Raw genomic sequence first — 19,722 nt, 5'->3', positions numbered from 1 at the left:
CCAACCGCTCCGCGAACACCACCGAAGAATCCAACAACCCCACAGCCATCCCCGCCCACTGATGACCCTGCCCCGGAAACACAAACACCACCCGGGGCTTTTCCGTGACGGGTCCGGAACCGATCACCGCGCCCGGGGCCGCCCCTTCGGCGGCGAGCGCGTTCAGCTTCGACACCCATTCGTCCCGGTCGGCGCCGGCCACCACACCGCGCCATCCGAGCAGGGCGCGTGAACGGAGCAGTCCGTCCGCGACAGCCCGGATATCGGCTCCGCCCTCGACCAGCGGCACCAGACCACCCGCGACGCCCCGCACACCACCGGGCGTTCCGCCGGACAGCACCAGCGGCATCACGCCACCGCCCACCACACCTTCGGCGTCGGCGTCCGAGCCGGGCCCGGCGGCCGGCTCCTCCTGGAGCTCCGCCTCCTCGACCACGACATGGCAGTTCGTCCCGCCCATGCCGAAGGAGGAGACACCGGCGATCAGCGGCCGGTCGGGGCGGGGCCAGGGCGTGAGGGTCCGCTGGACGGCGAGCCCCAGCTCGTCCATGGGGATCCCCGGGTTCGGGGAGGCGTAGTTGAGGCTGGGCGGCAGCTCCCGGTGGCGCAGGCTGAGCAGTACCTTGAGCAGCCCGACGAGTCCGGCCGCGCCCTCCAGATGGCCGACATTGGTCTTGGCGGAGCCGACGAGCAGCGGGGCGCCGGGGCTCCGGTCGGGGCCGAAGACCGCGCCGAGGGCCGCCGCCTCCACCGGGTCGCCGACCCGGGTGCCCGTACCGTGGAGTTCGACGTACTGGACCGCTTCGGGGGCGATACCCGCGTTGTCGTAGGCCCGGCGCAGGACCTCTTCCTGGGCCCCGGCGCTGGGAACGGTGAGTCCGTCCGTGGCGCCGTCGTTGTTGGTGGCGGAGCCGCTGATCACTCCCAGGACGCGATCGCCGTCGGCGAGGGCCCGGCCGAGCGGTTTGAGCAGCAGGGCGACGGCGCCCTCACCACGGACGAAGCCATTGGCGCGGGCGTCGAAGGTGTAGCAGCGGCCGTCGGGCGAGAGTCCGCCGAACCGCTCCTCGGCGAGGGCGCTCTCGGTGAGGATGTTGAGGTTGACCCCGGCGACGACGGCCGTCTCGGACTCCCCCGACCGCAGGCTCTCGCAGGCCAGGTGGACGGCGACCAGCGATGACGACTGGGCCGAGTCCACGGTCAGGCTGGGCCCGCGCAGCCCCAGGTGGTACGAGATCCGGTTGGCGATCACGCCCCGGCTGGCGCCGGTCATGGTGTGCCGGGTGATGGCGTCGGAGCCGTGCCGGTGGATCAGGCTCGCGTAGTCGTCCCGCAGGGATCCGACGAAGACCCCGGTCCGGCTGCCGCGCAGGGACTCCGGCAGGACCCCGGCGTCCTCCAGGGCCTGCCAGGCCAGTTCGAGGACGATCCGCTGCTGGGGGTCCATGGCGACGGCCTCGCGCGGGGAGATCCCGAAGAAGGCGGCGTCGAAGAGACCGGGGTCGTCGAGGAATCCGCCCCGGCGCGTCCCGGCGTCGGCGGCCGAGTCCTGGGGGATGTCCCAGCGGCCCTCGGGGACGTCGGTGATCGCGTGCGAACCGCTGCGCAGCAGACTCCAGAAGGCGGCGGGGTCCGGCGCCATGGGCAGTCGGCAGGCGATCCCGGTGACGGCGATCCGCTCGTCCCGCGGGTCCCGCGTGTGCCGGGCCTCGGTTCCGTCCTGCGCCTTCATGAATCAGTCCCCCTAGCGACGGAGCGAACATCGGAGCGTGAAAGAGGAAGAGAAGGCGGGTTCGCGGTGCCCCCACCCATGCCACATGACGGCACCAACGTAGGAGCGGGCAGTCACGGCCCAGTAATGACCTTCGCCGCCCGTCAGCCGGGCGCCGTTACCGGTCCGTGGTCGGTCCGTGGGATCGGCCCCGGGCCCGATGGTCCGCCGATGCCCGGGGAGTGTGCGCCGTCCCCTACCTTCGGTCGGGTCGTTCACCGAGGCCCGGTGGCGGGACCGGCGGAGGGGAAGAGGGAAACGATGGATCTGCAACTGGCGGGCAAGACCGCGGTCGTCACCGCTGCGAGCGGCGGTATCGGCGGCGCGGTGGCCCGGACCCTGCTCGACGAGGGCGTACGGGTCCTGGCCGCCGATGTCGCGGTCTCCGGCCCGCTGAAGGAGTCCGGCGCGGTCACCGTCGAGGCCGATCTGACCTCCGAGGAGGGCGTGCAGGCGCTGCTCCGGGCCGCCGAGGCCGAGTTCGACGGGGTCGATCTGCTGGTCAATGTCGTCGGCGGGATGGCGGGCCTGGACATCACCGAGTTCTCCGGGGTCAGCGACGCGACCTGGGACCGGGCGTTCCGGCTGAACTTCTACTCCAGCGTCCAGGTCACCAAGGCCCTGGAGCCCCTGCTGCGGGAGTCCGTGGTCAATGTGTCCAGCAGTGTGGCGCGCTGGCCCGGCCAGGGCCCGTACTACTACGGCTCGTCCAAGGCGGCGCTGACGGCATGGGCGAAGGCCCTGGCCGACGAGTACGGCAAGCGGGGCATCCGGGTGAACACGGTGTCGCCGGGGCTGATCCGTACCCCGCTGTGGGACGAGTACGGCCCCAAGGTGTCCGCGGAGTACGGGATGGACTTCGCCGAGTTCGCCACCGAGATCACGACCCTGGGCCATATCACCGCGGGCCGCTGGGGCACGCCGCAGGAGGTGGCGAATCTGATCGTCTTCCTGTCGTCCCCGGCCGCCGCCTACATCACGGGCGCCGACTATCTGATCGACGGCGGTATGCAGAAGGTCCTCTGAGCGGGAAGTTCCTCCGAGTCAGACGGTCCTCCGAGCGGCAGTCGCCGCACCGGTGCCCCGGGGCGCCCCTCCGCGTACGGTCCGCGGCGGGGCGCCCCGGTCCGTTCCCCGGGCTCCCCCGAGCCGGGCGCCCGCGGGGCTCGCCCGGCCCTTCAGCCGTACTCCACCGCCGCCGAGCAGGCTGTCCGGGACAGCGACGGACCCATCGGGAGGAGCGCCATGACTACGGAGCCGCGGACCGGGGAGTCCCGGGTCGCGCTGGTCACCGGGGCCACGCGGGGTATCGGCCGGGCGGTGGCCCGGACCCTGGGCGGGACCGGGATCAAGGTCTTCATCACCGCGCGCGACGCCGGCGACGTGGCGGCGACGGTGAAGGAGCTGACGGCGGAGGGCGTCACGGCGGCCGGGGTCGCCGCCGACGTCCGGCGGGGCGAGGACGTCGTCCGCTCGGTGGCGGCGGCCGTCGACCGGTTCGGCCCGGTCGGCATTCTGGTGAACAACGCCGGACGCAGCGGTGGCGGGGTGACCGCCCGGATCCCGGACGAGCTGTGGGACGACGTCCTGGCGACCAATCTGACCAGTGTCTTCCGGATGACCCGGGAGGTGCTGACGGCGGGCGGTATGGGGGACGGCGGATCCGGCCGGATCGTCAACATCGCCTCCACCGGCGGTAAGCAGGGGGTGATGCTGGGGGCGCCGTACAGCGCTTCGAAGCACGCCGTGGTCGGCTTCAGCAAGTCGCTGGGGCTGGAGCTGGCGAAGACGGGGATCACCGTGAACGCGGTCTGCCCCGGCTATGTGGAGACCCCGATGGCCCGGTCGGTACGGGAGGGGTACGCGGGCCACTGGGACGTCACGGTGGACGAGGTCCTGAAGCGGTTCGAGGCGAAGATCCCGCTGGGCCGCTACACCTCGGCCGACGAGGTGGCCGCCCTGGTCGGCTATCTGGTCACCCCGGCCGCCGCCTCGATCACCGCGCAGGCGCTCAATGTCTGCGGCGGGCTGGGCAACTACTGATGGCGCGGTACGGCGCCGTCGGCGCCCCGACCGCAGGAGGAGGACGGGTTTCCCCATGGCAGTGACGCATCGAGCCCGGCACACCATCACCGTCGGCGCCCCGGCGCGCACGGTGTACGGCATCATCGCGGACGCCGCGGCCTGGCCGCGGGTCTTCCCCCCGTCGGTCCATGTGGAGCAGACCCCGCTGGGCGGCGGGGAGGAGACACTGCGGGTCTGGGCGACGGCCAACGGCGGGGTGAAGTCGTGGGAGTCGCGGCGGCGGCTGGACCCGGACGGGCTGACGATCGGTTTCCGGCAGGTACGTTCCCCGGCCCCGGCGGCGTCCATGGGCGGCGAGTGGCGGATCCGTCCGCTCGCCGACGCGCGCTGCGAGGTGGTGCTGCTGCACGAGTTCACGGCCGTCGACGACGATCCCGGCCATGTGGCGTGGCTCAACAAGGCGCTGGACGAGAACAGTTCGGCGGAGCTGGACCGGATGAAGGCCACGGCGGAGTCGGCGGACGGCCTCGGCGAGCTGCTCCATGTCTTCGAGGACTCGGTCCGGATCGAGGCCCCGGCGGCCGGGGTGCACGCCTTTCTGTGGCGGGCGGAGCACTGGGAGGAGCGGCTGCCGCATGTGGCGCGGGTGGAACTGACGGAGCCCCGGCCCGATGTGCAGACCCTGGAGATGGAGACGCTGGCCAGGGACGGTTCCCGGCATACGACCACGTCGGTACGGGTCAGCCCGGACCCGGCCCGGATCGTCTACAAGCAGCTCCGGTTGCCGCCGCTGCTGACCGCGCATGTGGGCGCCTGGCTGCTGTCGGAGTCCGGTGGTACGACCACGGCGACGGCCCGGCACACGGTGGTGATCGATCCGTCGGCGGTCCATCTGCTGGGGCCGGGGTCCACGGTGGCGGGGGCGCGGTCGTACGTCCGTGACGCGCTGGGCACCAACAGTCTGGCGACGCTCCGCCGCGCCAAGGAGTTCACCGAACGCTCCCCGGCGGCCGGCTGACGGCACGGCACGTCCCTGGGCCCGGACCCGCGCGTTCGGCGCGGCCCGGGCCCTCGGCACGCCCCGGCCGGGGTCGGCCGGTCCGTATCAGCCGGGTTCGTGGGGCTCAGGCGTGGCAGGTGATCGGGGCGCCCCCGTTGTAGTGGGCCATCTCGGCGAAGACCGGCGCCGATCTGATCTCGGTACCGGCGGGCGCGCCGGACTCCTCGGCGTAGGCCCGGTGCAGATTGGCCACCAGCCGTTCGGGGTCGCGAAGTCCGGTGTGTTCGGCGAGGTCGGTACCGAGGGCCGTCTCCAGCGGCGACAGCCCGGCGGCGAGTCCGCGCCGGGCGGCGGTACGGACCAGGAGGAGGTAGTCCCGGGTCGTGTCGAGCACTTCGGGTCCGGCGACGGGTCCGTGGCCGCCGACGACGACCGCCGGGGCCAGGGCGCGCAGCCGTTCGATCGCGCGCAGGGTGCCGTCGACCGAGCCCATCAGCACGAACGGCGTACAGCCCGGCATCAGGACGTCCCCGGCGAACAGGATCCGCTGTTCCGGCAGCCAGACGACGATGTCGCCGGTGGTGTGCGCGGTGCCGATGTGAAGGAGTTCGGCGGTCAGGTCGCCGACGCGGAGCACCGCCCGGTCGCGGAAGGTGAGGGTGGGCAGGGCGAGCCGGATGTCGCCCCAGTCGGTACCGGGCCAGACGTCGCGAAGGGCGAGTCCGCGCCGCGCCATCTCCTCCCGGGTGTTCTCGTGGGCGACCACGGCGGCGCCGGGCGCGGCGACCGAGGTGCCGAAGTGGTGGTCCCCGTGGTGGTGGGTGAGGACGACGGTGCTCACGGGGAGCGGGGTACGGGTGGCGACGGCGGCGCGCAGGGCGCGGGCCCGCCGCGCGGTGGCGGCGGTGTCCACGAGGGCGACCGTGTCGTCGCCGATCAGGACCCCGGCGTTGCCGAGGCACCAGCCGCCGTCCGGCTGGATGTACGCGTGGACACCGGGGGCCGTCTCCTCCAGCCGGGGCCGGAGCGGCGGGGCGGGGGTGGGTTCGGGTGACGGGTGCATCGGGGCTCCTTCACACCTTCGGCGGGCCGACTGCCGCGCCGGTCCCACGATCTGACGCCGGGTTGGAGAGCGGCACGTGCCGTGGTGGGCCGGACGGCCGGTATCCGCCGGTCGGCTTGCGCCCGCCCACTTTCTGGGGCATGCTGCTCCACATCTTCGGAACAGCTTGCCCCGAAGATCGGAGGTTCGGCTGTCCGCACCACCGATCGGCTCCGTACCGCGACGGGTTCCGTCCGGTTCCGTCCGCCGACCGGCTCCGTACCGCGACCGGCCGGTGCCGCGTTCCGCAACAGCACCGGCGCCGGCTGTCGTACGCGCGCCGCTTCGGCCCCGTACCACCCGGGGGCTCCCATCCACCGACGGCTCCGTACCGGGTACGGAGCCACCGGCCGGGGCCTCCGGCCGCTCGCCCCGTCCGACTCACCCGCAGGAGAGATCCGGTGTCCGAACGATCCGTCAAGCGGCCCCGCCCCGCCGGGGCCGTACCGTCCCCCGCCGCCGAAGTACCGGGCACCGGCGACCGCAAGGCGCTGGCCCTGGCCGTGATCGCGGTCGCCCAGCTGATGGTCGTCCTCGACGTCTCGATCGTGAACGTGGCGCTGCCGTCCATCCAGAACGCCCTCGACTTCTCGGCGACCAATCTGGAATGGGTGGTCAACGCCTACGCCCTCGCCTTCGGCGGGCTGCTGCTGCTCGGCGGCCGGATCGCGGACCTCTACGGCCAGCGCCGGACCTTCCTCGTCGGCGTCGCCGTCCTCACGATCGCGTCCCTGCTCGGCGGAATGGCGACCCATCAGGGCTGGCTGATCGCCGCCCGCGCGGTCCAGGGCCTCTCCGGGGCGCTGGTCGCACCGGCCGCCCTGGCGCTGATCGCCGGGACGTTCGCCGAGGGAGCCGAACGGACCAAGGCCATGGGCGTCTACGCCGCCATGGGCGGTGCGGGCGGCGCGCTCGGCAATGTCCTCGGCGGGGTCTTCACGGACGCCCTGAGCTGGCGCTGGGTCCTCTTCGTCAATGTGCCGATCGGGATCTTCCTGCTGTTCGCCGCGGTCCGGGCGTTCCCCGCCGAGCGGATCACCGCCACCGAGCGGCGGCTCGACCTGCCGGGCGCGGTCACCTCGACCGTCGGTATGTCCCTCGTGGTCTACGGGCTGATCCACGCGGCGACCGAGGACTGGAGCAGTGCGGGCACCGTCGGCCCGCTGGCCGTCGGCACCGCCCTGCTCGCCCTCTTCGTACTCGTCGAGGCCCGGACCGAATCGCCGCTGATGCCACTGGGCATCTTCCGCGACCGCAACCGGTCCGGCGCTTACGCGATCATGCTGGCGCTGGGCGCCGGGATGATCGTCCTCTTCTACTTCCTCACCCTCTTCATGCAGATCGTGATGGGCTTCAGCCCGCTCCGGACCGGCTTCGCGTTCCTGCCGTTCGCGGTCGGCGCGGCCGTCTGCGCCACCGTCAGCAGCCAGATCCTGGGCCGGGTCGGTCCCCGGGTCCTGCTGGCCGCCGGGACGGCGCTGGCGGCCGTCGCCTTCTTCTGGTTCTCCGGGATCGGCCCGGACGCCGGATACACCGGCGATCTGCTGGGCCCGCTGGTCCTGGCCGGCAGCGGGGTCGGCCTCTGCTTCGTACCGCTGACCCTGGCGGCCGTGGCGGGTATCGACAAGGCGCGGGCCGGGGTGTCGTCGGCGCTGCTCAACGCCGGTCAGCAGGTGGGCGCGGCGCTCGGGCTCGCGGCGCTGGGCACGGTGGCCGTGGCAGCCACCAAGGACCGGCTCACCGAGCTGATGGGCGCCGGGGCCGCCGCGTCGGCCGAGCACTACGGGCCCGCCGACGCGGCGAAGATGCCGCCGGACGTACGCGTCGCGGTCTACGACTCCCTCGCCCACGGCTACGGCATCGCGTTCCTGGCCACGACCTTCGTCCTGATCGCCGCCTTCGTCCTGGCGGTGACGGTGATCCGGGTCTCCGCCGAGGACGCCGCGAAGGCCGAGCCCGGCGTGGTGATCTGACCGCCCCCGGACCGCCGGGCCGGGCCGACGGCAGCCCGGCCCGGCGGTCCGGGCCCCGAGCCACGGACGGCGGGCCGCGTACGGGCTCTCGCACGGAACACGCCGGACACCACACCGGACAGCACGTCGATCCGCGTGCCGATCAGGAGGAGACCGCGATGAGCGGTACACGACCGGGCCGTACGTCCGGCGTCGATCTGACCATGATGTACGCCGTCCACCGCGCCCTGCGGCGGGACCTCGGCCGGCTGACGGCGGCCCGGCGGCCGGATCCGGACACCTTCCGGGCGGGCTGGCGGCTGTTCACCGGCTATCTGACGATCCACCACGTCTCCGAGGACGAGTCGCTCTGGCCGGTCCTGCGCGCCAAACTGGTCGACAAGCCGGAGGAGTTGGCCGTACTGCGGGCGATGGAGGCCGAACACACCCGGCTGGACCAGGTACTGGCCACGGTGGACGCGGCCCTCGACGGCGAACCCGGCACACCGGTCCCGGCGGATCTGATGGCGGATGTGAGCGCCTGTCTGACGGACCATCTGGACCATGAGGAGGCTCGCGCGCTGCCCATGCTGGAGGCCCTGCTGACGGCCGCCGAGTGGCAGGGTTTCGTCGCGGGGCAGCGCCGCCGGGTCGGCCTCCGGGGCGCGCCGACGTTCATCCCCTGGCTGCTGGACGGGGTGTCCGACGACGAGCGGCGGTCCGTACTGGCCGTACTGCCGGTTCCGCTGCGGCTGGTGTACGGCGCCTTCTGGCGCCCCCGCTACGAACGGACCTCGCCCTGGCGGCGCCCCGCCGGGGCCCGTTGACCCACTCCCCCGACTCCGGTGCCGGAACCTCGCGTCCCCCGTAGGTCCCGGCACCGGCCGTTCCCGGCTCGCAGCGGCCCGGGGACCTCCGCCGTCCCGGACCGTACGGCACGGTCCGGGGCGGCCGGAGCTCGACGGAAGGCCGTGACCCGGGGGTGTACGCCCCCCGAAGCGGCCCGGACCGGACGGCACCGGCTCACCGCAGGAGAACGGCCTTGCCGTTGATCCGGCGCTCGGCGAGCCTTCGCAACGCGGGCTCCGGATCCGACCACACACCGGTGAACGCCACCTGGGGGTCGAGCCCTCCGTCGGCGACGAGCCGGAACAGCGCGGCCAGATCACGGCCGACCGGTCGGCGGGTCATCTCGTCGAAGAGGTGCAGATAGCGCAGTCCGACCCCGGGCCGGGCGTGCCCCCAGTCGAAGGGCAGGCTCAGCTCCGCCCGTACGGTGTTGCCGTAGCAGACGACCGTGCCGCGCCGGACCACCAGGCCGTACGCGCTCCGCAGCACATCGCCGCCGACACTGTCGAGCAGGACGTCCACGGGGCCGGTGGCGGCGGGCCCCTCGGCGTAGGTCGTCGCGGTCCCGGCGCCGAGCCCGGTCAGGCCCTTCGTCCGCTCGGCGGACCCCGCCCAGGCCACCACGTCGGCGCCCGCGGCCCGTGCCAGCTGGACGGCGATCCGGCCCACCCCGCCACCGGCCCCCGTCACCAGGACCCGTCGACCGAGGACGGATCCGGCGTACCGCAGGGCGTACAACGCGGTGAGCCCGGCGACGGGCACGGCGGCGGCCTGCGCCCACTCCACTCCGTCGGGGAGCGGAGCCAGCCGGGTCGTGGCCAGCGCGACCCGCTCGCTCCAGCCGTCCTGTTCGGCCACGCCCGCCACCCGGGTCCCGGGCGGCGGTCCGCTGCCGTCGGCGGCGGCCCTTACGACGGTCCCGGCCACGTCGAAGCCGAGCCGGGACCCCGGGGGCAGCATCGCCAGCAGCGACAGGTCGCCGCGGTTCACGGAGACCGCCCGGACCTCCACGACGGCCTGGTCGGGCCGGGGTTCGGGCTCGGCCACGGGGCTCGGCCGCAGGCTGAGGCCGCCTTCGGCCGGGGTGAGATGTGCGAGCACGGGAACGTCCCTTCGGATCGCGGACGGATGGCACGTACGGACGGCGCGGAAGAAGCAGACGGCACGGAAGGCACGGACGGGCGGTTGCGGCCCGGATCGGGGGCGCGGAGGCGTTCACCCCCGTACGCCACCGCCGCAGTCGTCGGAAGCCGACGCGGAACCGGAACCAGCGTCGGCGCCGGGTGTCACCAGCGGACCGCGCCGTCGACGGGCAGTACGGCGCCGTTGACATAGCCGCTCTGCGCGGAGGCGAGGAAGACGGCGGCGGCGCCGACCTCGGCGCCCGTCCCCGGCCGTCCGGCCGCCAGCCCGGCCGACAGCCTCGGCCAGAGCCGTTCGTCGGCCATCAGCGCACGGCCCTGGCCCTCGTCGATGAAGCCGGGCGCCAGACAGTTGACCGTGATGCCGTCGGCGGCGAGTTCCAGCGCGCAGACCTCGGTGAACCGCTCCACCGCGGCCTTGGACGCGCAGTAGGCGGCGGCGCCCGGCACGGCCCGTCGGCCCAGGATCGAGGAGACGGTGATGATCCGGCCGTCGACCACGTCCCGCAGATAGGGCACGGCGGCCCGGACCGTGTGGAACACCCCCGTCAGGTTGGTACCGACGACGGCGTCCCAGTGTTCGTACGAGAGTCCGGCGACCGGCCCCGGCCTGCTGATCCCGGCGTTGGCGACCACGATGTGCGGACCGCCGTACCGGGCGCCGACGGTCTTCATCAGCGCCTCGACCGACCCGGGCACGGTGACATCGGCCTCGACGGCGACGATCCGGCGGTCCCCGTCCGGGGGCTCCTCCGGTACGTCACGGGCCGCCGCCACGACGACGGCCCCCGCGTCGGCCATGGCCCGCGCCACCGCCCGGCCCAGTCCGCGGGTGCCCCCGGTGACCACCGCCGTCCTGCCCTGAAGCAGCATCGTTCCTCCCCGAGTCGCCGGGCCCGTGCGGGCTCGCGCAGTCGATGCTGCTCGCCGCCGCTGGCGGACCGAGGGTGCCCCACTGGAGCCGAACGGCCCGGCGCGGGGCGGGGCGGCGGCACCCCAGCGGCGCTGGACCGGTGTCCGAGGCGCGGCGGCCAGACTCGGGCTCCGGCGGGCCCGTGGGAGGCCCCGCGGCGATGGAGGACGGCCGTGCCCGTACCCGTACAACGCGATCCCGAACGGACCCGGCGGACCCTCGCCGCCTGGCTGACGGCCCGTACGCCCGGGCCGGGGCCGGTGGACGTGGGCCCGGTCCGGGTCCCCGGCGGCGCCGGGTTCTCCGGCGAGATCCTGCTCTGCGACGCCACCCGGCCCGACGGCACCGTGGAACCGCTGGCGGTACGGGTGGCGCCGACGGGCCACCGGGTGCTCCCCGACGACAACTGGGCGGACCAGGTCCGGCTGCACGGGATCCTGACCGGAACGCCGGTCCGGGTCGCCCCGCTGCTGGGCCACGAGCCGGACCCGGCGGTCCTCGGGGCGCCGTTCCTGGTGATGCGCCGGGTCGAGGGGCGGGTGCCCGCGGACCTGCCCTCGTACCACCGCGAGGGCTGGCTCGCCGAACTCCCGCCGGACCGCCGCCGCGCGGTCTGGCTCGGCGGGGTGGAGACCCTCGCCGCGATCCACCGCCTCGACCCGTTCGCCACCGGCCTCGGCTTCCTCGGCCGGCCGGGACCCCACGGCGGCGGACTCGCCGGGCGGCTCGCCGACGACGCCGCCCGGCTGCCGTTCTACGGCGCCGAACACAACACGGTCGCCACGGCCGCACTCGACCGGCTCCGGGCCCGGCTCCCCGAGGAGTCCGGCCCGCCCCGGCTGCTCTGGGGCGACGCCAGGATCGGCAATATCGTCTACGCGGGCGAGTCCCCGGCGGCCGTACTGGACTGGGAGATGGCCGGGATCGGGGCGCCGGAGGCCGATCTGGCCTGGTTCCTCCATCTGGACCGGCATCTGAGCGAGGGCGTCGGCGCGCCCCGGCTCCCCGGCCTGCCGGACCGGGCGGAGACCGTCGCGTACTACGAGGAACTGACCGGACACCGGGTCCGCGACCTGGCGTACTACGAGCTGTACGCGGCCTTCCGCTTCTGCGTTCTGACGGCCCGGGTGACCCGGCTGCTGACCAGTACCGGAATCCTGCCGCCCGGGACGGACTTCCCCCTGCACCGCAACGCGACCCGGCTCCTCTCCGAGGTCCTCGCCGCGCGCACCGCGCCTTAGGCCGTCTCTTTCGGATCTTGCTGGGGCTCGCGTGCCCTGGCACCGCGCTCCCCCTGGGCCTGGCGGCCCGGGCGGTACCCCCACGCCGCGTTGTCGTCAATCACCAATGGCCCCCTGCGCCTAACGGCGCGGGAGGTACCCCCACCGCAGTGGCTCAATCCTCCGCCTTGCGATCCACGGCACCAGACCGCACTCACTCACCCAGCCTGACCCGAAAGAAACGACCTAGCAGCCCCCCGCCGGCCCGTCCCGGGACGGGCCGGCGGGGGGCGTGGGATCCGCGCGACCGGCCGCACCCGGCCCGCGGCCCCTGCCCGGGGGTCGTCCGGCGGGCGTCACCCGCTCGCGGACAGCACCCGGTTCACCGCGGCCAGGAAGTCACGGGGCGTCGCCACCCCGTCCAGGGCGTCGTCGCCGATGTCGACCCCGTACTCCCGGGAGATCCGCCCGGCGGTCTCCAGCAGAGCCAGGGAGTCGTAGCCGAGGTCGGTGAAGTCGGCGTCGAGCACATCGCCGTCGAGGTCGACCGACTCGTCCTCACCGGCCGATTCGCGCATGATGCGGATGAGGTCCGCCACGGCCAGTGCGGCCGGGCCCGTACGGATGTCGCTCATGGGTTGTCCCTTCGGCGGATACGTCGGTCGGATACGGAGATCGGAACGTGCGCGGACACCGGGCCGGGGTGCGGGGGCGGCGTCATACGCCGGCGCGCCGTACGACGACCGCCGCGTTGAACCCGCCGCGTCCGCGCGCGACGACGAGCGCGTACCGCAGGTCGGCGCGGCGGGGTTCCCCGGTGACGAGGTCGATGGGGTGGTCGGGTCCCGGGCCCGCGACATTCGCGGTGTACGGGATCACCCCGTCGCGCAGGGCCAGCAACGCGGTCGCCAGGTCGAGGGCCGCGCCGCCCGCGAAGAGCCGGCCCGTCATGCTCTTGGGCGCGGTGACGGGGACGCCGCCGGAGCCGAAGACCTCGGCGACGGCGCGGGACTCGGCCCGGTCCAGTTCGGGCACCCCGGCGGCGTCGGCGAAGACGACACCGATATCGGCCGGGCGGACTCCCGCGTCCCGCAGGGCGCCCCGGACCGCCCGGACGAGACCGGTCGCGCCCGGCCCCGCGGGATCGGGCCCGGGGTCGAAGGTGGCCCGGTATCCGGCGATCTCGCCGTAGATCCGGGCGCCGCGCCGGGCGGCGCTCTCCGCGTCCTCCAGGACGAGGAACGCCCCGCCCTCCCCCGGGACCTGGCCGGGCGCGCCGTCGGCGAAGGGCAGATAGGCGCGGTCGGCCCGGTGACCGCCGGTGGTCATGGTCCCGGCGCTGAGCTGTCCGGCGAGGCCGAGGGGGCAGAGTGCCCCGTCGACACCGCCGGTGAGCATGGCGGTGGTGCCCCGGCGGATCCGCCGCCGGGCGTCGCCGACGGCGTCGAGGCCGCCCGCCGCGTCGGTGACCAGGGTGGCGCTGGAGCCGCGCAGCCCGTGCCGGATGGAGATCTGGCCGGTGTTGACGGCGTAGAACCAGGCGAAGGACTGGTAGGCGCTGACGAACCGGCCGCCCTTGCTCCACAGGTTCTGGAGTTCCCGCTGGCCGAACTCGAAGCCGCCCATGGTGGACGCGGTGGCCACGCCCATGCCGTAGGCGGGGAGGGCGGCCGGGTCGAGTCCGCTGTCGCGGAGGGCTTCGTCGGCGGTGAAGAGGGAGAGCCGGGTGTGGTGGTCGGTCTGCGGCAGCAGTCGGCTGGGGATGTGCTCGCCGGGGTCGAAGCCGGGGACCTCTCCGGCCAGCCGGAGCGGGTATCCGGCGGTGTCGTAGCGGGTGGTGGGCGCGATCCCGCCGCGGCCCGCGAGGGTCGCGGCCCAGTAGGCGGCGGTACCGAGCCCGTTGGGGGCGGCGACGCCGATTCCGGTGACGACGGCCCGTACGGTGCCGGTCGGGCCGCCGCCGTCCGTACGTCCGGCACGGCCGGTACGGATGGCGGTGGCGGTAGGGCCCGCGGGGCCGGTGCGGATGTCGCTCATGCCGTCTCCCGTTCGGGCCGGGCCAGGACGACGGCGGTCTGGAAGCCGCCGAATCCGCTGCCGACGCTGAGGACCGAGTCGACCCGGGCCTCCCGGGCCGTGAGGGGTACGTAGTCGAGATCGCATTCGGGGTCGGGTTCGTGGAGGTTGGCCGTCGGCGGGATCAGTCCGTCGCGCATCGCGAGGACGCAGGCGACCAGTTCCAGCGCCCCGATGGCGCCCAGGGAGTGGCCGATCATCGACTTCACGGAGCTGACGGGGGTCTCGTACGCGTACCGGCCGAGGGCGGTCTTGAAGGCGGCGGTCTCGTGCCGGTCGTTCTGCCGGGTGCTCGATCCATGGGCGTTGACGTAGTCGAGCGCGTCGGGGGCGAGCCGGGCCCGGGCCAGGGCGTCCGTGATGGCGTCGGCCATCTCGGCGCCGTCGGCCCGGAGTCCGGTCATGTGGTAGGCGTTGCAGCGGGTGCCGACCCCGGCGACCTCGGCGTAGATCCTGGCCCCGCGCCGCCGGGCGTGGGCCAGTTCCTCCAGGACCAGGACGGCCGCGCCTTCGCCGAGGACGAGCCCGTTGCGGGTCGCGTCGAAGGGGCGCGAGGCGTGTGCGGGGTCGTCGTTGCGGGGCGTGGTGGCCTTGATGGCGTCGAAGCAGGCCAGGGTGATGGGCGAGATGGGGGCGTCGGTTCCGCCGCTGATGACGATGTCGGCGCTGCCCTCGCGGATCAGGTCGGCGCCGTGTCCGATGGCGTCGAGGCCGGAGGTGCAGCCGTCGGAGACCAGCGCCACCGGGCCCCCGGCCCCCACCAGCCGGGCGAGTTCGGCGGCGATGGAGCTGGGCACGAAGTGGTCGTAGAGATGGGGTACGGCGTAGCGGTGGTCGACCAGCCAGTCGGCGCCGCCGTCGCTGAGCACGGTGTACTCGCGTTCCATGCTGGTGGTGCAGCCCACGGCGTTGCCGAGGGCCACCCCGACGACGGAGGGGTCGGCCGCGGGCAGATCGAGCCCGCTGTCCTCGACGGCCTCCCGGGCGGCGGCGACGGCGAACTGGGTGGCCCGGTCCATCCGCCGGGCCTCTCGTGGGGTGAGCCCCGCGGCGACGGGGTCGAAGTCGCATTCGGCGGCGACCCGGGACCGGTAGGGAGTCGCGTCGAAGGACGAGATCGTGCGGGTGGCCGTGCGTCCGGTCGAGATCAGCTCCCAGTACTCCTTGGTGCCCGGTTTGCCGGGCGCCACGGTGCCGATCCCCGTGACGACGATCCGTCGCTCCATGACATCCTCACCTCACCTCGCAGTCGGCGGGGCCGGTGACCGGCCCCGGCCTGTCACGCTCGCAGTCCGGCCTGGAGCCGGGGTGGTGCGGTCCTGGGAGTACGCCGATGCCGGGTCCGGGGGCCGTTCGGTTACCCCGGCGCCACGGTGTCGAGCGGCAGCGGATCGCCGGTCAGCAGCCCCTCCGCGAGGAGGTGTGACACGGCGGCACGGAGACTGTCGAGGTCGGTGGAGTCGCCCCGGGCGCGGGCCGGGAGCAGGGCCACGGCCGCCGAACGGCCGCTGCCGACGGCGCGGTGGCGGCGGGCGAGGGTGGTCAGGCCCCGGCCGGGGCCGCACTCCAGCAGCAGATGCCGGCCGGTGCCGAGGAGGGCGTCGAGGGTCGGCCCGTAGAGGACGGGGGCGGCGGGCTGCCCGGCCCAGAAGGCGGGGTCGGCGGCTTCGGCGGCGGTCAGCGGGCCGCCGGTGTACGCCGAGTGCAGCGGCAGTCGGGGCGCCCGCAGCGGTAACCGGGCGAGTCCGGGCAGGGCGGCCCGCGCGGCCGGGGCCAGGGCGGGGCTGTGGAAGGGGCTGAGGGCCCGGGTCGCGCGGCAGGTGAAGCCGTCGGCCCGTAGCCGGGCCCCGGTCTCGGCGAGGGGTTCGGCGGAGCCCGCGAGCACGACCTGGCGGGGTCCGTTGACGGCGCCGACGACGACATCGGCGTGCAGATAGGGCGCGAGGTCGCCGGGGGCCGCCGAGACGGCGAGCATGCCGCCGACCGGGCCCGCCGCGATGTGTTCGACCCGGTCGGCCATCAGGTGGGCGGCCTCCTCCAGGGTGAAGACCCCGGCGAGGGTGGCGGCGGCGATCTCGCCGACGCTGTGCCCGAGCAGGGCGGTGGGCCGGATACCCCAGTCGAGGACCGTACGTCCCAGGGCCCAGTCGACGGCGAACAGCAGGGGCTGCGCGCGGCGCACCCCGTCGGGGTCGAGGGAGGGGACCGGCGCGAGCAGATCGGCCCGGAGGGCGGCTCCTTCGGCGCCCCAGAGGTCGAGGACGCGGTCGAGATGGCGGCGGAACGGCGGATGGCCGTGGTAGAGCCCGGCGGCCATCAGGGGCTGCTGGGCCCCCTGCCCGGGAAAGGTGAGCACCGGACCGCGCGGCCCGGCGGCGGCCGGGGACGGAATGTCGGCTCGCACTACTGCCTCCTCGTTGGTGACGGCACGGCCTTCAGCGTCGCACCGGCCGCTGGAGCCTCCCAGGAACACACACCCCGGACCGGAGCTGAGTGAAAGCGCCCGGGCCCGACCAGTACAGCGGGCCAGGACCGCAGGGCGCCCCGGGGGCGTCGAGGCCCCGTCGCCGAAGGGATAGGGGGCGGAGCCGCGCGACCGGCCCCGTACGGCCCAGGGACCGCGAGCAACCCCCGGCCGCCGGACGGAACCCGGTCGTCCGGCGGCGCCGGGATCCCCGCCGCCCGGCACACGCGGCGGTGCCGAGCGCCCCTCCTCCATCCGGTCTCCACCCCGCTCCCATGTCCCGTTCCGAGACTGGAGACGGCCGACGTGGCGCGACCCGCTGATCGGCCGAGCGCGCGCCCCGCACCCCGGCCGCCGGGCCACGGTCAACACACCGTCGCCCGGCGGCCGTTCCCATGAGCCGGACACAACGGCCGGGCGACGGGAACCGGCCGCGACCGGACGACCGTACGACCGCACGACCGCGCCCGACCGACGAGAGGCATTCGCCCTATGAGGTTCGACGATCTGTACATCGCCGCGGCGGCGGTCCACGTCCCCGGCCGGGTCGCCGTCGCGGACGCCGTCGCGGACGGCCTGTTCGACGCCGGGCTCGCCGACCGTACCGACCTGCTGTCCGTCGCGGTCTCGGACGGCGAGTCACCGCCCGAGATGGCGGCCGGTGCCGCCGCGGCGGCCCTGCGGCGGTCCGGCGTCGCACCCGGGGAGATCGAGCTGATCCTGCACGCCGACGTCTACTACCAGGGCCACGACCTCTGGGCCCCGGCCTCGTACATCCAGCGCGTCGCGGTCGGCAACCGGTGTCCCGCGATCGAGATCCGCCAGCTCTCCAACGGGGGCATGGCGGCCCTGGAGCTGGCCGCGAGCGCGCTCACCGGCGGTGCCCGGGGCGGGAGTGCCCTGCTGACGACGGGCGACCGGTTCTGCGGCCCCGGCTTCGACCGCTGGCAGAGCGATCCGGGCACGGTCTACGGCGACGCAGGTACGGCCCTGCTGCTCTCCCGGCGGCCCGGCTTCGCCCGGCTGCGGAGCCTGGCCACGGTCTCGGAGCCGGAGCTGGAGGCGATGCACCGGGGCCACGACCCGTTCGGTACGGCCCCGTTCGCGGTCCGGCGGCCGATGGATCTGGAGGCCACCAAACGGGCCTTCGTCGACGAGGTGGGGATCTCGTACAGCGTCGCGCGGGTCGGCGCGGGCGAGGCGGAGGCGCTGAAGCGGGCACTGGGCGACGCGGAGGCCGAACTCGGCGACATCGACTGGTTCGTCCTGCCGCACTTCGGGCTCCGCAGGCTCAGCCGGACCTATCTCCGGAGCTGGGGTATCGCCCCGGAGGTCACGACCTGGCCGTTCGCCAGGACCGTGGGGCATCTCGGCGCGGGCGACCAGTTCGCGGGGCTGGCCCACCTCGCCGGGAGCGGGCTGCTCCGCCCGGGGCAGCGGGTCCTGCTGACCGGGGTCGGCGCCGGGTTCACCTGGTCGTCGGCGGTGGTGGAGATCGAACACCCGCCGCCCCCGTACGACCGCTGAACCGGCCGCCCCGGCGCGCCGTAAGACCAACGGTCCACCGACCACCGGGGGCCGTCGCCCCCTCGACAGAAGACGCCAGTCCCGTAGCGACACGGCAGGAGGCCGCCCAGTGGTTCGAGAACAGCACCGCGCCGATGTGGTGATCGTCGGCAGCGGATACGGAGGAGCCGTCACCGCCCTGCGGCTGGCGGAGGCCGGGGTGGACACGGTCCTGCTGGAGCGCGGCCGGCGCTGGCCGGTCGACGGCTCGGGCACCACCTTCGCCACCCAGACCGCGCCGGACGGCCGGGCCGCCTGGCTGAGCCGGAGCTCCCCGCTGACCGACGCCGAACTCGACGTCTACTGCGGTGTCCTGGAGTTCGTACCGGGCGACGGGATGAATCTGCTCGCCGGGGCCGGGGTGGGCGGCGCGTCCCTGGCGTCCAACGGCACGATGTGCCTGCCGTCGGAGGAACTGTTCGCCCATACGCTCGGCGCCGTCCTCGACTACCGGGAGATGGTGGAGCGGTGGTATCCGCAGGCCCGGGAGCTGATCGGCTGCGCGCCGATCCCGGACGACGTCTACGAGTCGTCGTTCTACCGCTCGGCGCGCTCCTTCGCCGACCAGCTGGAGCGGGCCGGGATCCCGTGGAGCAAGGTCGATCTGGCGGTCGACTGGGATGCCGTACGGGAGGAGATGACCGGGGCCCGGGTGCGGTCCCATGTCGACGGGCTCAATGTGTTCGGGGTCAACAGCGGCGCCCAGCTGAGTCTGGACCGGACCCTGCTGGCGCGGGCCGAGGCGTCGGGGCGGCTCGACGTCCGGCCGCTCAGTACGGTGACGGAGATCGGCCCGGCGGACGGCACCGCGCCCGGCGACGGGGGCGGGTACCGGGTCGACTACGACCGGATCGACGAGCGGGGCGAGATCGTGTCCCGCCATCGGATCGTCACACCGCGACTGGTCCTGGCGGCGGGCACCCTCGGCACCAACCGGATCCTGCTGCGGGCCCGGGCGACCGGCGCCCTGCCCGGTCTCCCGGCCGCCCTCGGCAGCCGCGTCGGCAACAGTGAGGTCATCACGGCCCGGACGGGCATGGCGGAGAACAACCCCCGTCAGGGCGGCCCGTGCGCGATCATCGCCCAGGACGGCAAGGACGATCCGGCCCGGCCGGTCTCGCTGCTCAACTTCCCCTGGCCGGACGCCCCGGCGGGCGAGGGGTGGATCACCACGATCGGTTCGGTGCCCGCCCCTGCGCTCGGTGTCTTCCGCTACGACCCGGACCGCGACGACGCCGTACTGAGCTGGCCCGTCGACGATCCCGCCTTCGCGGGGGCGCGGGCCTCGATCACCCGGACCCTGGACCGGCTGGACGAGGCGAACCCGGGGAGCCGTACGGCCTTCAGCCGGATCGGCACCACCGGGGGCAATGTGGTCGGCGGCGTGCCGCTGGGCACGGTCACCGACGACGTGGGCCGGGTGGCCGGTCATCCTGGCCTGTATGTGATCGACGGCTCCCTGCTGCCCGGTACGGGGGTGCCGCCCGCCCTCACGGTCACGGCGGTCGCGGCCCGGTCCGCCCGGCACCTGGTCGGGGACGTCACCACCGGCGCCTGACGACCGGCCGCGCACCGCGTGCGCGTCGTACGGTCATACGTACGGGCCGGGCCCCGGATGTCCCCGGGGCCCGGCCCGTATCCA

The 19,722-nt window shown here is 74.3% G+C and carries 16 protein-coding genes; 8 read left to right on the top strand and 8 right to left on the bottom strand.

Going from position 1 to position 19,722, the window contains the following annotated elements:
- The coding region (locus AB0G74_RS09075) for a beta-ketoacyl synthase N-terminal-like domain-containing protein (protein ID WP_361142282.1) at positions 1–1,732 on the bottom strand (1,732 nt) is incomplete at its 3' end.
- A 300-nt stretch (positions 1,733–2,032) separates the two neighbouring features.
- Between AB0G74_RS09075 and AB0G74_RS09070 the strand changes: the two genes are divergently transcribed.
- The 3 genes from AB0G74_RS09070 to AB0G74_RS09060 all read left to right on the top strand — a co-directional run bounded on the left by AB0G74_RS09070 (position 2,033) and on the right by AB0G74_RS09060 (position 4,814).
- Positions 2,033–2,797, top strand: a complete 765-nt coding sequence (locus AB0G74_RS09070; protein ID WP_361142279.1) for an SDR family oxidoreductase — start codon at positions 2,033–2,035, stop codon at positions 2,795–2,797.
- Positions 2,798–3,016: 219 nt separating this feature from the next.
- Complete coding sequence (locus AB0G74_RS09065; protein WP_361142276.1) at positions 3,017–3,814, top strand: SDR family NAD(P)-dependent oxidoreductase; 798 nt, start codon at positions 3,017–3,019, stop codon at positions 3,812–3,814.
- Positions 3,815–3,869: 55 nt separating this feature from the next.
- On the top strand, positions 3,870–4,814 hold the full coding sequence (locus AB0G74_RS09060; protein WP_361142273.1) for an aromatase/cyclase: 945 nt from the start codon (positions 3,870–3,872) through the stop codon (positions 4,812–4,814).
- Positions 4,815–4,920: 106 nt separating this feature from the next.
- On the opposite strand, the gene AB0G74_RS09055 is transcribed toward AB0G74_RS09060, so the two are convergent.
- Entirely contained in the window at positions 4,921–5,859 is a 939-nt protein-coding gene (locus AB0G74_RS09055) for an MBL fold metallo-hydrolase (RefSeq protein WP_361142270.1), read from the bottom strand.
- A 440-nt stretch (positions 5,860–6,299) separates the two neighbouring features.
- On the opposite strand from AB0G74_RS09055, the gene AB0G74_RS09050 reads away from it, so the two are divergent.
- Complete coding sequence (locus AB0G74_RS09050; RefSeq protein ID WP_361142267.1) at positions 6,300–7,871, top strand: MFS transporter; 1,572 nt, start codon at positions 6,300–6,302, stop codon at positions 7,869–7,871.
- A gap of 158 nt (positions 7,872–8,029) precedes the next feature.
- On the top strand, positions 8,030–8,677 hold the full coding sequence (locus AB0G74_RS09045) for a hemerythrin domain-containing protein (protein WP_361142264.1): 648 nt from the start codon (positions 8,030–8,032) through the stop codon (positions 8,675–8,677).
- Between the two features lie 196 nt (positions 8,678–8,873).
- Here AB0G74_RS09045 and AB0G74_RS09040 read toward each other — a convergent pair whose 3' ends face one another.
- Both AB0G74_RS09040 and AB0G74_RS09035 read right to left on the bottom strand, forming a co-directional pair.
- A complete protein-coding gene (locus tag AB0G74_RS09040; protein WP_361142261.1) occupies positions 8,874–9,800 on the bottom strand; it encodes a zinc-binding dehydrogenase in 927 nt (308 codons plus the stop codon).
- A 185-nt stretch (positions 9,801–9,985) separates the two neighbouring features.
- Positions 9,986–10,714, bottom strand: a complete 729-nt coding sequence (locus AB0G74_RS09035; protein WP_361142258.1) for an SDR family NAD(P)-dependent oxidoreductase — start codon at positions 10,712–10,714, stop codon at positions 9,986–9,988.
- 213 nt (positions 10,715–10,927) lie between these two features.
- Between AB0G74_RS09035 and AB0G74_RS09030 the strand changes: the two genes are divergently transcribed.
- Positions 10,928–11,995, top strand: a complete 1,068-nt coding sequence (locus tag AB0G74_RS09030; protein WP_361142255.1) for a phosphotransferase family protein — start codon at positions 10,928–10,930, stop codon at positions 11,993–11,995.
- Positions 11,996–12,330: 335 nt separating this feature from the next.
- Here the strand turns inward: AB0G74_RS09030 and AB0G74_RS09025 are convergent, their stop codons facing one another.
- The 4 genes from AB0G74_RS09025 to AB0G74_RS09010 all read right to left on the bottom strand — a co-directional run bounded on the left by AB0G74_RS09025 (position 12,331) and on the right by AB0G74_RS09010 (position 16,454).
- Positions 12,331–12,609, bottom strand: a complete 279-nt coding sequence (locus AB0G74_RS09025) for an acyl carrier protein (RefSeq protein WP_358828213.1) — start codon at positions 12,607–12,609, stop codon at positions 12,331–12,333.
- Between the two features lie 82 nt (positions 12,610–12,691).
- Positions 12,692–14,011, bottom strand: a complete 1,320-nt coding sequence (locus tag AB0G74_RS09020; RefSeq protein ID WP_361142252.1) for a ketosynthase chain-length factor — start codon at positions 14,009–14,011, stop codon at positions 12,692–12,694.
- Positions 14,008–15,276 carry a beta-ketoacyl-[acyl-carrier-protein] synthase family protein gene (locus tag AB0G74_RS09015; protein ID WP_361142249.1) on the bottom strand — a complete coding sequence of 423 codons (1,269 nt, stop codon included), beginning with the start codon at positions 15,274–15,276 and terminating at the stop codon, positions 14,008–14,010. The genes AB0G74_RS09020 and AB0G74_RS09015 overlap by 4 nt, the downstream gene beginning before the upstream one ends.
- 131 nt (positions 15,277–15,407) lie before the next feature.
- Positions 15,408–16,454, bottom strand: a complete 1,047-nt coding sequence (locus AB0G74_RS09010) for an acyltransferase domain-containing protein (protein ID WP_361142246.1) — start codon at positions 16,452–16,454, stop codon at positions 15,408–15,410.
- Positions 16,455–17,006: 552 nt separating this feature from the next.
- Between AB0G74_RS09010 and AB0G74_RS09005 the strand changes: the two genes are divergently transcribed.
- Both AB0G74_RS09005 and AB0G74_RS09000 read left to right on the top strand, forming a co-directional pair.
- On the top strand, positions 17,007–18,041 hold the full coding sequence (locus AB0G74_RS09005) for a ketoacyl-ACP synthase III family protein (RefSeq protein WP_361142243.1): 1,035 nt from the start codon (positions 17,007–17,009) through the stop codon (positions 18,039–18,041).
- 109 nt (positions 18,042–18,150) lie between these two features.
- The gene (locus AB0G74_RS09000) at positions 18,151–19,638 is read left to right on the top strand and encodes an FAD-dependent oxidoreductase (protein WP_361142240.1); all 1,488 of its coding nucleotides are present in this window, start codon (positions 18,151–18,153) and stop codon (positions 19,636–19,638) included.
- Positions 19,639–19,722 lie beyond the last annotated feature (84 nt).

Source organism: Streptomyces sp. NPDC020875, assembly GCF_040641415.1.
Lineage (GTDB): Bacteria > Actinomycetota > Actinomycetes > Streptomycetales > Streptomycetaceae > Streptomyces.
Note: the sequence above shows the minus strand (reverse complement) of the source record. Positions and strands in the feature narration are given on the sequence as shown.